This window comes from Acidisoma sp. 7E03 (assembly GCF_054665075.1).
This window is the reverse complement of sequence record NZ_BAAFHE010000011.1, coordinates 197,229-210,293: the sequence shown is the minus strand read 5'-3', so window position 1 is coordinate 210,293 and position 13,065 is coordinate 197,229. Positions and strand designations below refer to the sequence as shown.

The 13,065-nt window shown below is 67.3% G+C and carries 13 protein-coding genes, 1 tRNA gene and 1 riboswitch; of the genes, 4 read left to right on the top strand and 10 right to left on the bottom strand.

The annotated features are described in order from the left end of the window. The 3 genes from ACYQ6W_RS17675 to ACYQ6W_RS17665 form a co-directional block, all read right to left on the bottom strand. Positions 1–169 (bottom strand): FAD-dependent oxidoreductase (locus tag ACYQ6W_RS17675; RefSeq protein WP_459677128.1); only part of this gene is annotated, 169 nt, incomplete at its 3' end. 109 nt (positions 170–278) lie between these two features. Continuing rightward, positions 279–1,154: a hypothetical protein gene (locus tag ACYQ6W_RS17670; protein ID WP_459677117.1), complete on the bottom strand. Its 876-nt coding sequence runs from the start codon at positions 1,152–1,154 to the stop codon at positions 279–281. A 197-nt stretch (positions 1,155–1,351) separates the two neighbouring features. Further along, the gene (locus ACYQ6W_RS17665) at positions 1,352–1,855 is read right to left on the bottom strand and encodes an Hsp20/alpha crystallin family protein (RefSeq protein WP_459677116.1); all 504 of its coding nucleotides are present in this window, start codon (positions 1,853–1,855) and stop codon (positions 1,352–1,354) included. Between the two features lie 273 nt (positions 1,856–2,128). On the opposite strand from ACYQ6W_RS17665, the gene ACYQ6W_RS17660 reads away from it, so the two are divergent. After that, positions 2,129–3,736 (top strand): glycosyltransferase family 39 protein, encoded by a 1,608-nt coding sequence (locus ACYQ6W_RS17660; protein ID WP_459677114.1) that lies wholly within the window; start codon positions 2,129–2,131, stop codon positions 3,734–3,736. Between the two features lie 8 nt (positions 3,737–3,744). On the opposite strand, the gene ACYQ6W_RS17655 is transcribed toward ACYQ6W_RS17660, so the two are convergent. Further along, positions 3,745–3,818: transfer RNA gene (locus ACYQ6W_RS17655), tRNA-Gly, on the bottom strand. A gap of 103 nt (positions 3,819–3,921) precedes the next feature. After that, a riboswitch (SAM riboswitch) is annotated at positions 3,922–4,001 on the top strand. A 50-nt stretch (positions 4,002–4,051) separates the two neighbouring features. Between ACYQ6W_RS17655 and metZ the strand changes: the two genes are divergently transcribed. Both metZ and ACYQ6W_RS17645 read left to right on the top strand, forming a co-directional pair. After that, the gene (metZ, locus tag ACYQ6W_RS17650; protein WP_459677113.1) at positions 4,052–5,239 is read left to right on the top strand and encodes an O-succinylhomoserine sulfhydrylase; all 1,188 of its coding nucleotides are present in this window, start codon (positions 4,052–4,054) and stop codon (positions 5,237–5,239) included. A gap of 2 nt (positions 5,240–5,241) precedes the next feature. Beyond that, positions 5,242–5,736: an N-acetyltransferase family protein gene (locus tag ACYQ6W_RS17645; protein ID WP_459677112.1), complete on the top strand. Its 495-nt coding sequence runs from the start codon at positions 5,242–5,244 to the stop codon at positions 5,734–5,736. Here ACYQ6W_RS17645 and ACYQ6W_RS17640 read toward each other — a convergent pair. Continuing rightward, positions 5,733–6,368, bottom strand: a complete 636-nt coding sequence (locus ACYQ6W_RS17640) for an HD domain-containing protein (protein ID WP_459677111.1) — start codon at positions 6,366–6,368, stop codon at positions 5,733–5,735. The two genes, ACYQ6W_RS17645 and ACYQ6W_RS17640, sit on opposite strands and share 4 nt — an antisense overlap. 69 nt (positions 6,369–6,437) lie before the next feature. On the opposite strand from ACYQ6W_RS17640, the gene ACYQ6W_RS17635 reads away from it, so the two are divergent. Then, positions 6,438–7,220, top strand: coding sequence for a Stf0 family sulfotransferase (locus tag ACYQ6W_RS17635; protein WP_459677109.1), 783 nt, complete (start codon positions 6,438–6,440; stop codon positions 7,218–7,220). Positions 7,221–7,226: 6 nt separating this feature from the next. On the opposite strand, the gene rodA is transcribed toward ACYQ6W_RS17635, so the two are convergent. From rodA to ACYQ6W_RS17610, 5 genes are all read right to left on the bottom strand, one after another. Further along, the gene (gene rodA / locus ACYQ6W_RS17630; protein WP_459677107.1) at positions 7,227–8,366 is read right to left on the bottom strand and encodes a rod shape-determining protein RodA; all 1,140 of its coding nucleotides are present in this window, start codon (positions 8,364–8,366) and stop codon (positions 7,227–7,229) included. 10 nt (positions 8,367–8,376) lie between these two features. Beyond that, positions 8,377–10,245, bottom strand: coding sequence for a penicillin-binding protein 2 (gene mrdA / locus ACYQ6W_RS17625; protein WP_459677106.1), 1,869 nt, complete (start codon positions 10,243–10,245; stop codon positions 8,377–8,379). A 55-nt stretch (positions 10,246–10,300) separates the two neighbouring features. Further along, entirely contained in the window at positions 10,301–10,846 is a 546-nt protein-coding gene (gene mreD, locus ACYQ6W_RS17620) for a rod shape-determining protein MreD (protein ID WP_459677105.1), read from the bottom strand. A gap of 2 nt (positions 10,847–10,848) precedes the next feature. Next, positions 10,849–11,748: a rod shape-determining protein MreC gene (gene mreC / locus ACYQ6W_RS17615; protein WP_459677104.1), complete on the bottom strand. Its 900-nt coding sequence runs from the start codon at positions 11,746–11,748 to the stop codon at positions 10,849–10,851. A gap of 149 nt (positions 11,749–11,897) precedes the next feature. Then, positions 11,898–12,941: a rod shape-determining protein gene (locus ACYQ6W_RS17610; RefSeq protein WP_459677102.1), complete on the bottom strand. Its 1,044-nt coding sequence runs from the start codon at positions 12,939–12,941 to the stop codon at positions 11,898–11,900. Positions 12,942–13,065 lie beyond the last annotated feature (124 nt).

Here is a 13,065-nt window from a genome sequence, read left to right as displayed (position 1 = left end):
CATGGATGAGCTTGGTGGAGGCGGAGGAGGTGCCCGAGGCGAGGTCCCGCTGCTCGCAGAGGAAGACGCGCCAGCCCCGACCCGTCGCGTCCCGGGCGATGCCGCAGCCGTTCACGCCACCGCCAATCACAGCAAGGTCGTAGATCTCGTCTGGCGGATTCGCGGTCACGGAAGCACCTCGCTGGCTGGTTCGAACAGCGGTTTCCGATCAATCACGCGCAAAGCGAAAATTCAAGCGAACATTTCGCGCAAATTGCGAACGCGGCCTCGCGTCGGGCTCAGCCCTCGCTCATGTGAAGAGGCTCGAGGTGTCGGGACTGCAGCGTGGCGTGGCGGGCGATGCTAATGGCCGCGGCCTGGGTTTGGGCGTAGAAAAGCCGAGCGAAGAAGGGCCGCATGATCCGCATGAGGTCCGGCGTGCCGGTGTAGGGGCCGCCCGGGCTCACTTGCCGCACGCAACCCTCCGCCGCCACTTCGCGGAGGATGACGGAGGCGTGGGTGCGGGAGATCGCGAATTGCCGCGCGAGGTCGGAGACGCGGTAGGATTCGCCGCGGCTCGCCCCGGTCATCAGCAGGAAGAGCATGGTGAAGGCGGCGTCGCGGTCGGCCAGCCGGTTGAGCAGCGGGTCATCACCGGCCGCGCGCAGGCCGCCGCGCCAATAGCTGAGATAGACGCGGGCGACGTCGCCCACCACCTCGTTCTCATGCAGGAGCGGGACGATCTCCCCCACCTCGGGATGGATCAGGCTGTTGGCGCCCAGCATGCCGCGCAGGCGGTCGCGATGCAGATCGAACAGAGCCTGGGTCGGTGCGAGTTTCCGCTGCCGGGAATCGGCCGTCGCCACCGGCCCGAGCAGCTTTCCGACCCGGAAGAGCGCGGCGAGGGCCGTCATCCGGTTCGGGCTGCACACCCCGTAGCGCTCCCCCTGGTCGCGGAGCTGAGACACGGTGAAGCCGCGACGCCCGTTGGCGAAGTGCAGGTCCAGCATCATCAGCGCGGCGATCACCCGTCCGCGGTCGTTCGCGATGCGGTTCAGCAGCCAGCTGCCCCGGTAGAAGGCGACGGAGGAGGCGGCGGCGCGCAGCATCGCCTCGTCGAAGAGCGGATGCGCGATCAGCGTCTGCAGCTGGTCGTCGCCGATTTCGAGTGCCATTTCACAGGCGATATGACCTGGGTCGGCCCCCGGGAGGTGATGTCCGCCGTTCATCGGATGCGCGCACCGCGATGAAACGGCAGCATCAGGGAGGGCAGGGGGCACATCGTTTCGGCATGCAACATTCTGCCAATGATAGGCGATTCCCCGAGCCGGAGGGAACTGTCATGGCAGGCCCCACCCGCGGGGCCCCGCCGTCAGCGGCTGCCGCGCTTGCGTGGCAGGTGGATCAGCAGCACGCCGTTGCGGCAGCTGACGGTCATCCCGGCCACATCCGCGGCGGCCGGAACCCGGAAGGACCGCATCACCTGGCCGAAGCGCCGCTCGGAGAGGAGGTACTGGCGATCGGTCGTGCTCATGCCTTGCCCGCGCGGCCGTTCGGCATGAACCGTGAGGAGATCGGCCGATACGGCAATCTCGACATTCGTCTCGTCTAGGCCGGGCAATTCGACGGAGATCTCGTAGCCGTCTTCGATGCGCAGCACGTCCGCGGCCACGCTGCGCGGCTTCAGCATCGCCAGCGGAACGCCGAGGTCGAAGTCCAGCAGATTGCGCGCCAGCGGCAGCGCGGCGAGCCGCGGCCCGTAGCTGTCGCAGACATCATCGATTTCCGCTTGTATCGTTTCGAGTTGGGTTCGCGCTTCAGAGGAAATGGCTGATACGTCCATTGAAAGAGTGTCGAGGGCAAAGGCTTCGTTCATGACGCACTCCCTGAATGCGGTTGAAGATCCGCGCTGTCCTTCCGGTTCGCCCGGCGGCGCCGACACCACACATTTGCGCGATTTGTATGTAGCAACTCTTAACAACCTCATGCGTTCACGCGAATGCGGATGTGTGCCTTGGGACGGTCTGCTCCGGCGGGGGCGACTGTGCCATGGAATGAGACGCTCGAGGCTGCAAAACGGCCGCATTCCAAGGGCATCCAACTCCCGACCACACCATTCGGCGGGATGGCAAAAGGATTGCCTTTGAGAATGACAGACCAGTGCGAAACGCTTCACACGCTCTTACCGTCGTCCCGGCGGTGGGAAGCGCGCTCCCGTTTCGCCCTCGAGCTGATCCTGCTGCCGCTGGGCGTCCTACTGCTGGGCCTCGCTGCGCGCCTGCACCACATCGGCGCCATGCCCTATTGGCTGGACGAGGTGACCACCGTGCAGCGCTCCAGCCTGCCGCTGCACGCCATGGTGCGCGACAGCCTGACCGCGCATCACCTGCCATCCTACTTCTGGATCGCCTCTCTCTTCGGGAAGTTCGGCCTCGGCGAGTCCGTCCTGCGCCTGCCGTCCGCTCTCTTCGGCGGAGCCTCGGCGGCCGCGGTCTATTTCGTCGCCCGGGCCCTCGGCGGCTGGCGCGCCGGCCTCGCCGCCGGGCTTCTCATGGCCTTCTCGCCTCTGCAGGTGCAGTACGGGCAGGAGGCACGTTCCTACACCTTCGTCATCCTGATGATGGCGATCGGTTTACTGGGCCTCGTGCTGATGGCGAAGGATCCGGTGGCGGTCAGCCGGCCGCGCGGCGCGGCGGACGCCCGCCTCTTGCCCTGGGCGCTCTATGCGCTCGGCACGATCGGCGCGCTGCAGGTGTTGAGCACCGCCTTCTTCTGGGTCATTTCCGCCAATTGCGCCGCGATCGTCATCGCCGCGGAAGCGGGGGAGGGGCGGCAACGCTTTCTCCGCCGCTGGCTCTTCGTTCAGGCGCTGACGGCGCTCTCGATCCTGCCCTGGTTCCTGGCCATGACGCTGGTGACCAAAGGGCATATGGGGAACGCGACCGACTGGGTGCCACCCGTGACTTGGCACAGCTTCTTCTCGACCCTCGCCTCCCTCTACTTCATGCGGATCTCCCGGCTCATCAGCTTCCACCTGTTTCCCGTGGTGGTGCCGGGGCTTGGCCTGCTGCTCCTCGCCCTCTCCTTCCTCGGCGTACTGCGGCTGCGTGCGGGGTCCGAGCGTCGGGCCACGCTTTGGGCGATGCTGATCGTGGCCCTGCTGCCGCCCGTGCTGATCCTTGCGATTTCGATCGCCAAGCCGCTCTGGATGCCGCGCTACGTCATGTGGGCGGCCGTGCCCTTCTTCATCCTGGCAGGCCTCGGCGTGACCCGCCTGCCGCGCCCGCGGCTGCAGCTGGCGGCAACCGTCGCGGTGGGGCTGCTCGCGGCCATCAATCTCGCCCCCTATTATCACGCCGAAACGAAGCCGCGCTGGGACCTTGCCGCCCAGGAGCTGATGCGCGCGGTGCAGCCGGGGGACATCGTGCTGGTGCCAGACCGCGGCCCGATTGCGATCATGGACTTCTTCCTTGGCCGCGATGGCCAGCGTATTCCCGACGATCTCTGGACGCGCGACGTCTTTGCGGCCGCCGCGCATCTCGAAGCGGGGGGACGCGTCTGGGTCGTCGCCGGCAAGGTAGGCCAGGCCGATCACACCCCGCGCAAGAGCTTCGACCGCATCACGAGCCCGCTCGGCACGCCGGTGCGCACGGTCGCCGTCGGCGATCTCATCACGCTGAAGCTCTACGACCGGCTGCCCGACGACGATCTCATCGCCCAGGGACCGGCGGGACATGCGCAAACGGCAGGATTTTGAGGAAAGGCTGGAGCGGGTAGCGGGAATCGAACCCGCGCATTCAGCTTGGGAAGCTGACAGGCTACCATTACATCATACCCGCGGTGCCTGACGCAGGTCATAGCGGTCCGCGCGGGGTTTGAAAAGCTCCCCCGCGCTCCTGGCGTTGACGGGGAGGGGCCCCGGGCCTATGCACGGTGCGGCACCACCGTGCCCCTCGTGATTTGTCCGGCCGGATTGCGGCGAGGTGAAAGAAGCGCGCTAAAGAGGCCTGTCGGGCGCAGCCGCGCCCGGCGTGCATCCACGGCCGGGTTTCTCGATGAGAGGCCCATTGCCATGGCGAAAGCCCCGAAGACCCTCCGCCCCGCGAGTCTCCTCGTGCATGGCGGCACCATCCGCAGCAATTTCGGCGAGACCAGCGAGGCGCTCTTCCTCACCTCCGGCTTCGTCTATGACAGCGCCGAACAGGCCGAGCAGACCTTCCTGGGTGAGGTCGAGCACTTCCAATATTCCCGCTTCGGCAACCCGACGGTCCAGATGCTGGAAAGCCGGCTGGCGATGCTGGAGGGGGCGGAGGCCTGTCGCGTGACCGCAACCGGCATGGCGGCGGTGTCTTCGGCCATGCTGAGCCATCTCAAGGCCGGCGATCGCGTCGTCGCCGCCCGCGCGCTCTTCGGCTCCTGTCACTGGATCGTCTCCACCCTGCTGCCGCGTTACGGCATAGAGACTGTCTTCGTGGACGGTGGCGATCTCGGTGCCTGGAAGGCGGCCCTCGCGACGCCGACGCAACTCGTGCTCCTCGAAACGCCGTCGAACCCGATGCTGGACATCGTGGACCTGCAAGCCGTCGCCGAACTCGCCCATGCCTCCGGCACCATCGTCGTGGTGGACAACGTCTTCGCGACGCCGCTGCTGCAGAAGCCCTTGGAGCTGGGCGCGGACGTCGTCGTCTATTCCTGCACCAAGCACATCGACGGCCAGGGCCGCGTGCTCGGCGGCGCAGTGCTCGGCACCAAGAAGTGGGTCGAGGAGGTGCTGCAGCCTTTCGTGCGAAACACCGGGCCGGCGCTCTCCCCCTTCAACGCCTGGCTGCTGCTGAAGGGGCTGGAGACGCTGAGACTGCGCGTCGATACCTCCTGCCGTTCGGCGGAGGCGGTGGCGCGCTTCCTCGAAGGCCATCCCAAGGTCTCCCGCACCTTCTACCCGACCCTGGAAAGCCACCCGCAGCGTGACCTTGCCCTGCGCCAGATGAGCGCGGGGGGCACGCTCGTCACCTTCGATCTCGGCACGAAGGACGCCGCCTTCACCGTGCTGAACCGGTTGGGACTCATCGCCATCTCGAACAATCTCGGCGATTCCAAATCCCTCATCACCCATCCGGCAACGACGACGCATATGCGCGTGGGCGAAGAGGAACGGGCGCGCCTCGGCATCGGCCCTGGCGTCGTCCGGCTCTCGATCGGGCTCGAGGACCCGCAGGACCTCATCGAGGATCTGGCCCAGGCGCTGGACGGTCTCGCCTGACCATGGCCGCGGGCATTGCCATCCGGCCGGCGACGGCCGCCGACGGACCGGCGATCTGGGCCATCATCGGCCCGATCATCGCGGCGGGGGAGGTCTATGCCCTGCCGCGGGACTGGTCGGCCGAGCAGGCCCTGGCCCACTGGTTCATGCCGGCCCACACGGTGTTCGTCGCGGAAGTGGAAGGGGCCGTGCTCGGCACCTTCTACATCCAGGCGAACCAACTCGGCGGGGGGGCGCATGTCGCCAATGCCGGCTTCGCGACGGCAGGGCAGGCCACGGGCCGGGGCATTGCGCGGGCGATGGGGCATTTCGCCCTGGCGGAGGCCAAGGCGCGGGGCTTCCGCGCCATGCAGTTCAACTTCGTCGTCAGCATCAATGCGGCGGCCGTGCATCTCTGGCAGAGCCTCGGCTTCGAGACGCTGTGCCGGCTGCCCGAAGCCTTCGCGCATCCGCGCGAGGGCTTCGTCGATGCGTTGGTGATGGTCCGCCGGCTCTAATCGGCCCGGACGGGGGCGGGGCGCAGCCAGCCGCAGGCGACGGCATCGGCAAAGACCACTTCGGCTGCCGCCCACAGGGTGGGGGAGCCGAACTGGATGCGATGGGTGAGCTGCTTTTCCATGTCGATGTTGAAGTCCGGCCGTGCATCCCAGGTACCGCCGCCGACGACATGGTTGAGCAGGATCGGCTGCAGCCGGTCGCAGGCCTTGGCGAAGCGCGCATCGGCACTCTCCGCTGCTTCGAACTCCTCCCACAGCGCGCGGAAGTCACGCCCCTGATCCTCGGGCAGCATCCCGAAGAGCAGGTCGGCGGCCGCCCGTTCCCGCGCTTCCTGGTCCGTATTGTTCAGCGTGAGGTGCAGCGGCGTGTCACCGGCTTCGATCTCCACCAGATCATGCAGGATGAGCATCTGCACCACGCGCCAGATGTCGACCGGCTCCACGGCATAGTCCTGCAGAACCATGGCGAAGAGCGCGAGATGCCAGGAATGTTCGGCGGTATTCTCCCGCCGGCTGCCATCCGCGATCTGGTTGAGGCGGATCACGCCCTTCAGCCGGTCGGCCTCCAGGAGGAAACGAAATTGATCGGCGAGGCGCCCACCGATCTGATCGAGCCAGGCAGATGATTTCAAAAGTCCCGGTTCCTGCGCATGATGGGTCTATGACCTGCCGCCTTTTAGACCGCGATGCCGCCCCTGGCCATGGCCGTTGACCGCCGTCTCCAGGTGCCGTCGGAGCTCGCCGGGGTCGAGCGCCATCATCGCGCAACGCTCGATCGGCTTTTCGTCCCGAAGGGCGCCCGGCCGCGTCTCGACCGTGGACTCCGCTTCCTCTTCCTCTGCTTCACGAACCGCTGCGGCTCGAACTATCTCGCCGAACTGCTGGCCTCCACCGGCGCGCTGAACCGCCCGGAGGAGGTCTTCAACGGCGAGACGATGGAAGAGCACGTACGGGCCCAAGGGCTGCAGAGCTTTCCCGCCTATATGGATTTCCTGTGCCGGCGCCTGGCGCTGGGTGGTTGGTTCACCGCCAAGCTCGGCCTGGAGCAGTTGCTGATGCTGGCGGAGACCGGCCTTCTCGATGAGATCGGCGACCGGGCCCGCTTTCTGCTCATCGAGCGGCAGGACAAGCTCGCCCAGGCGATTTCGCTGCTCGTCGCGATCCAGACCCAGCAATGGACGTCGCGCCAGGCGCGGCGCATGCCGGACGAGGCTCTGGTCTATGACCGGCGTATCCTCGAGGACCAGCAGGCGCTGATCACCCAGCAGAATTTCGGCTTCTACCGTTTCTTCGCGAGCAACGGGTTGGTGCCCTTTCACCTCGCCTATGAGCCGCTGGTGGCGGCGCCGCACCAAACCGTCGCGGAGATCGGCCGCTGGCTCGGGCTGCCAGGGCTGGAGGCGCGGCCTGACGCCGTGCCCATCGCCCGGCAGGAAAGCCCGGTGAAGGCTGCCTGGCGCGCCCGCTATGTGGCGGGCGGGTGAGGCGGCTCAGCCGTCGTCGTCGGAAAATTCCACGTCGCGGTGTACGTGCACCGACATCAGCAGGCCGAAGGCGATCATCGCGGTGATGAGCACCGAGCCGCCGTAGGAGATGAGGGGCAAAGGCACGCCGCCCACCGGAATCGCGCCCATCACCATCGCGATGTTGACGAATACGTAGAGGAAGAGATCGACGCTGATGCCGAGCGCCACCAGTCGCCCGAACTGGTGGCGACATCGCATCGCGATCAGCATGCCGCTCAGCACGATGAGCAGCAGCAGGCCGAGCACGCTGAGACTGCCGACGAGGCCGAACTGCTCGGCCAGCACGTCGAAGATGAAGTCCGTCTGCTTCTCGGGCAGGAAGTCGAGGTTGCTCTGGGTGCCGTGTAGGAAGCCGCGGCCCCACATGCCGCCGGAGCCGAGCGCGATCTTCGATTGCAGGATGTTGTAGCCGGTGCCGAGCGGATCGCGCTCGGGATGCAGGAAGGTCAGGATGCGCTGGCGCTGGTAGTCGTGCAGGTGGTGATAGGCGACGGGCAGGGCGGCGCCGATGCCGATGATGATGATCGCGAATTTCCACCAGCGGACCCCGGCGGCGAGGAAGATCGCCGCGCCGATGGCGCCGGTGATGACCGCCGTGCCGAGATTGGGTTCCTTCAGGATCAGCCCGACGGGAATGAGCACGGCGATCGCCGGGACGACGAGGAAGCGCAGCCGCCCCACCTGTTCGTAGCTCGCCCGGTGGAACCACCGCGCCAGGCCCAGCACCAGGAAGAGCTTCATGAGTTCGGAGGGTTGCAACTGGAAGCTGCCGATGGCGATCCAGCGCTGAGCGCCCTTACCGACATGGCCGAATTTGGCAACGACCAGCAGCAGCACGATGCCGAGGGCATAGAACCACCACGACCAACGGGCGATGATCCGTATGTCGGTCATCGCGATGGCCAGCATCAGCACGAGACCGATCAGGAAGCGGACGAGCTGTTTCTGAGCATAGGGTTCGGGCGAGCCGCCGGCCGCGGCGTAGAGCGCGGCGTACCCGACACTCGCGAGACAGCAGACGAGCAGGACGAAGAACCAGTTCGTCTGCCAGACCTTGCCGGCGACGCCGAGGGAGCCTTCGCGCCACAGGCGCCGTTCCATCATGGCCGGGCCCTCACGAATTCTGTTCCGGTGGCGCGGGCGGCGGCTTCAGCGGCGTGGTGCGCCCCGCCGGGTCCAGCGTCAGTGCATCGATCATGATATCGCGCGCCACGGGGCCGGCGGCATCGGCGCCAGCATTGCCGTGCTCCACGACCACGGCAACCGCGTAGCGGGGCGCATCATAGGGGGCGAAGCCGATGAAGAGGGCGTGCGGGCGCAGCGCCCAGGGCAGGTTCATGGAGTTGAAGCCGTGTTCGCGCTGGGCGCGGCTGACGCGCACCACCTGGGCGCTGCCCGTCTTGCCGGCCATCTGCACGTCCGGCATCGGCAGCTTGGCGATCTTGGCCGTGCCGTCCGGCGCGTTCACCACCTCCCACATGCCCTGGCGCACCAGGGAGAGATAGCGGTTGGGCATGCCGAGGACCGGCCAGTCCTCGGCGGCCGTGCCGGTCTGCAGCACGCCACCGCGCTGCCGCGCGACATGCGGGCCGACCGCCCGGCCCGTGGCGACGCGCGAGCAGAGGGTTGCGAGCGAGAGCGGCGTCGCCAGGATGTAGCCCTGGCCGATGCCGCTCACCACCGTATCGCCCAGCGGCCAAGGCTTGTGCTGCCGGGCCCTCCATTCCTTGTTCGGCATGAAGCCATCGGAGACGTTGGTGAGGTCCATGCCGATGTCGGCGCCGATGCCGAAGCGTTTGGCATAGGCGGCCAGGGGGTCGATGCCGGTGCGCAGGGCCACCTGGTAGAAGAAGACGTCGCAGCTGTTCTTCAGCGCCGCCTTCACGTCCTGCATCCCGTGACCCCATTTGCGCCAGCAGTAGAAGCGCGCATTGCCGAGGTCGAAATAGCCGGGGCAGTTCAGCCGTTCGTCCGGGCTGATGGCGCCCGAGGAGAGACCTGCCATGGCGGTGACGGGCTTGAAGGTCGAGCCCGGCGGATAGACGCCGGCCGCCGCCTTGTTGACCAGCGGCTTGCGTGGATCGTTCATCCAGGCCTGCCACTGCGCGTTGCTCACGCCGGAATCGAAGAGGCTCGGGTCGAAGCTCGGCTGGCTCACCATGGCCAGCACCTCGCCATTGCGCGGGTCCATCACCACGGCGCTGGCGCTCAAGCCCGCCAGATGATTGGCGGTTGCCTGCTGCAAGGCGGTGTCGATGGAAAGCCCGATGTCGATCCCTGGCGTGCCTTCCTGCCGGTCCAACTCGCGGATGACGCGGCCGAGGGCGTTGACTTCGAGCTGCTGGGCGCCGGCTTTGCCCCGCAGCGCGACGTCGTTGAAGCCCTCGACGCCGGTGCGGCCGACGCGCATGCCCGGCATGGCGAGCGTGGGATCGGCCTTCACGTCGGCATCGTGCGGCGGCGCGACGTAGCCCACGACATGGGCGAGCAATTCGTCCGTCGGATAGAGGCGGGTGGAGCCGACGTCGATCAGCACGCCCGGCAGGTTCGGCGCGTTCACCTCGATCAGCGCCATCTGCTCCCAGCTCAGGAAGTCCTGCAGCATCACCGGGACATAGCGCTGATGCGTCCGCAATTCGCGGAGGATGCGGGCGCGTTCGCTGTCCGACAGCGGGATGAGCTTGGAGAAGGTGTCCAGCACGGAGGCGGCGTCGTTCGTCTGCTCCACCATCAGCAAGGCGCGCCAATGCTGCTTGTTGGTGGCGAGGGCCGCGCCGAAGCGGTCGAAGATGCGCCCGCGGGAGGCGGGCAGCAGGCGCACGCTGACGGAGTTGCCGCGCGCCATGGCGGTGTATTTGGCGCCGTCCACCACCTGCATCTTGTAGAGCTTGGCGCCGAGAAGGCCAAAAACCGCGATTTCGCCGCCAGCGATCAGCAGCGCCCGGCGCGTGAACACCCCGCTCCGCGTGATTTCCTTCTTCATGCGCGCCTCTTAGCAGCCTGAGGTCGCGCTGCACGTGTTTCTTTCTTAACCCGCATCACACCCTTTCCGGTGCCGCGACGGTGCGGTGCGCGCGGGTGAAGATCATGGCGAGCAATGGGTAGAGGCCGGCGGCGAGCAGGAACTGCGCGATCCCGGCAATCGGCGGATAGAGCACCCAGTCCATCCCGCAGGCCAGCAGCCATTGCAACAGGGCGGCGACGGCTGCGACCGCGACGAAGACCAGCCAGACGAAGAGGAAGCCCTTCTGCGGCAGGTAGCGCCGTGTCCGCACCACCAGGAGCTGGGTTAGCAGAAGCACGAGGACGGTGCTGCCGAGTGGCATCTCGCCCAGGAGGTCGCCGAGCAGGCCGATGACGAAGATGAGCGGCGGCGGCACGGAACCGGGACGGAACAGCGTCCAGAAGAAGACGGCGGCCAGGGTGAAGGCGGGCAACAACTCGGCCTGCCCGGGGATGCCGAGCGGCGCCGAGAGCAGCACCATGCCGAGCAGCGTGGTACCGGCGGGAAAGCCGCTGCGCGCGGCCCGGTCCAGACGCTGGCCCCAGCCGCGCCTTGGCCGGATGCCTGGCGTTCTGTCCAAGGTTATCGGGCCCGGGGAACCGGCGCCGTGAGGGGCGGGGGCGGCTTCTGCATCATCTTGCGCCCGGGCGGCGCATCGGGGGAATCGACGCCTGTATCGGCATAATCGAAGAGGCGGACGATGGAGAGGTGGTCGAGATCCGCCACCGGATAGACCTGCGGCACGTGGTCGGCATTGTAGTGCACGGTGCCGAGCGGCAGGCCGGCCGGAAACGCCCCGGCGGAGGCACTGGTGATCACCCGCTCGCCCTCGATCGGCGCATGGCCTTCCGGCCAGTAGCGCAGCACGGGAAAGGCGCCGTTGGTGCCTTCCATGATGGCGTGGCCGTCGCTGCTTTCCAGCCGCACGGGCACGCGACTGTTGATGTCGGTGATGAGCAGCACGCGCGCGCTGCGGTCGCCCACTTCCGTGACCCGACCGACGACGCCGCGATCGTCCATGGCGATTTCGCCACGCACCACCTGATGCGGCGGGGTGACCGCGAGCAGCACCGATCGGGCGTAGATGCCGCCGGAATCGGCGACCACCGGGGCCGTCGTGAAGGCGGGGGCGGCCGGCGGCATCCAGTTGAGTTCGGCCTTGAACTCCAGGTTCTGCGCTTCGAGCGCGAGGGCGGCCGCCTGCCAGCGGCGCAGCTGCTCGTTCTCGGCCCGCAGATGGGCGTTTTCGGCCCGGATGTCCCAGATCTGCACCATGTCGCTGCCGAAGCTGCGCACGGCCGAGAGCGGCTGAGCCATCGCGGCATAGATCGGAGACAGCATGTCGGCGAGGGCGACACGCACTTCCACGGCGAGGACCGCATCCGCCTTGCCGATGAGCATGAGCCCAAAGGCGGCGGCGATCAGAACCGGAAGCGAGAGTTTTTCCAGCGCCTGGCGGACAGGGATAGACAGCCGTATCACCGCGTCTGGATCTCCAAGTCTGAGATTTGTGCGAGATGGGGGCTATACGCGCCGTCGGCCGAAGAATCGACTCAAACCTGCGGCGGTCCCGGCTGAGCAGGTCCGCGAGTCGGGCGGGGGCCGGTTCATCGGCCCCCGCCTTCCCGACCTCAATACATCGAGGTCAGCACGTTCTGCAGGCGCTTCATCTCTTCGAGGGCGCGGCCCGTGCCGAGGGCGACGCATTGCAGCGGCTCCTCCGCGACGACGACCGGCAGGCCCGTCTCGTCCCGCAGCACCTGGTCCAGCCGGTGCAGCAGCGCGCCGCCGCCAGTCAGCACGATGCCCTTGTCGACGATGTCGGCGGCGAGTTCCGGCGGCGTGTTCTCCAGCGCGACCTTCACCGCCTCGACGATGGCGCTCACCGGTTCGGCGAGGCTTTCGGCGATCTGGCGCTGGCTCACCATCACCTCGCGCGGCACGCCGTGCATCAGGTCACGGCCCTTCACTTCGCGCCAGGGACCGTCAATGCCGGGTGCTTCCGTCATGGCGGCGCCGATGTCCATCTTGATGCGCTCGGCCGTGCTCTCGCCGATCAGCAGGTTATGGTGGCGGCGGATGTAGCTGATGATGGCCTCGTCCAGCTTGTCGCCGCCGGTGCGCACGCTGCGGGCATAGACGATGCCGCCCAAGGAGATGACGGCCACCTCCGTGGTGCCGCCGCCGATGTCCACCACCATGCTGCCGGAGGGTTCGGTCACCGGCAGGCCGGCGCCGATGGCGGCCGCCATCGGCTCCTCGATCAGCAGAACCTTGCGGGCGCCGGCGCTCTCGGCGCTTTCCTGAATGGCGCGGCGCTCGACGGCGGTGGAGCCGGAGGGCACGCAGACGATGATGAGCGGGCTCGCGAAGCCGCGGCGATGATGCACCTTGCGGATGAAGTGCTTGATCATCTCCTCGGCGATCTCGAAATCGGCGATCACGCCGTCCCGCATCGGGCGGATGGCGGAGATGTTGCCCGGCGTGCGGCCCAGCATGCTCTTGGCCTCTTCGCCGACCGCCAGCACCTGCTTCTTGCCCCGCACATCGGCGATCGCCACCACCGAAGGTTCGTTCAGCACGATGCCGCGGCCCTTGACGTAGACCAGGGTATTCGCCGTGCCGAGGTCGATCGCCATGTCGGCAGACATCATTCCGAGAATGCGAGAGAACATAAAGAGAGAACCTTCCACGGCCACAGCAACGCGGGGGGCTTACCCGCGTGCCCCTGCCTCCACAAGAGGGAGAAGAGCCTAGTTCCGCCCGCGTGGCGCATTTCTGTCGCGCCCGGGCTGGCGC

Coding starts and splice junctions, on each gene's coding strand:
- ACYQ6W_RS17665 (WP_459677116.1), bottom strand. CDS start 1,855: ATGAACGAAGCCTTTGCCCTCGACACTCTTTCAATGGACGTATCAGCC.
- mrdA (WP_459677106.1), bottom strand. CDS start 10,245: ATGAAGAAGGAAATCACGCGGAGCGGGGTGTTCACGCGCCGGGCGCTG.
- ACYQ6W_RS17670 (WP_459677117.1), bottom strand. CDS start 1,154: ATGGCACTCGAAATCGGCGACGACCAGCTGCAGACGCTGATCGCGCAT.
- ACYQ6W_RS17660 (WP_459677114.1), top strand. CDS start 2,129: ATGACAGACCAGTGCGAAACGCTTCACACGCTCTTACCGTCGTCCCGG.
- ACYQ6W_RS17645 (WP_459677112.1), top strand. CDS start 5,242: ATGGCCGCGGGCATTGCCATCCGGCCGGCGACGGCCGCCGACGGACCG.
- metZ (WP_459677113.1), top strand. CDS start 4,052: ATGGCGAAAGCCCCGAAGACCCTCCGCCCCGCGAGTCTCCTCGTGCAT.
- rodA (WP_459677107.1), bottom strand. CDS start 8,366: ATGATGGAACGGCGCCTGTGGCGCGAAGGCTCCCTCGGCGTCGCCGGC.
- ACYQ6W_RS17635 (WP_459677109.1), top strand. CDS start 6,438: ATGGCCGTTGACCGCCGTCTCCAGGTGCCGTCGGAGCTCGCCGGGGTC.
- ACYQ6W_RS17610 (WP_459677102.1), bottom strand. CDS start 12,941: ATGTTCTCTCGCATTCTCGGAATGATGTCTGCCGACATGGCGATCGAC.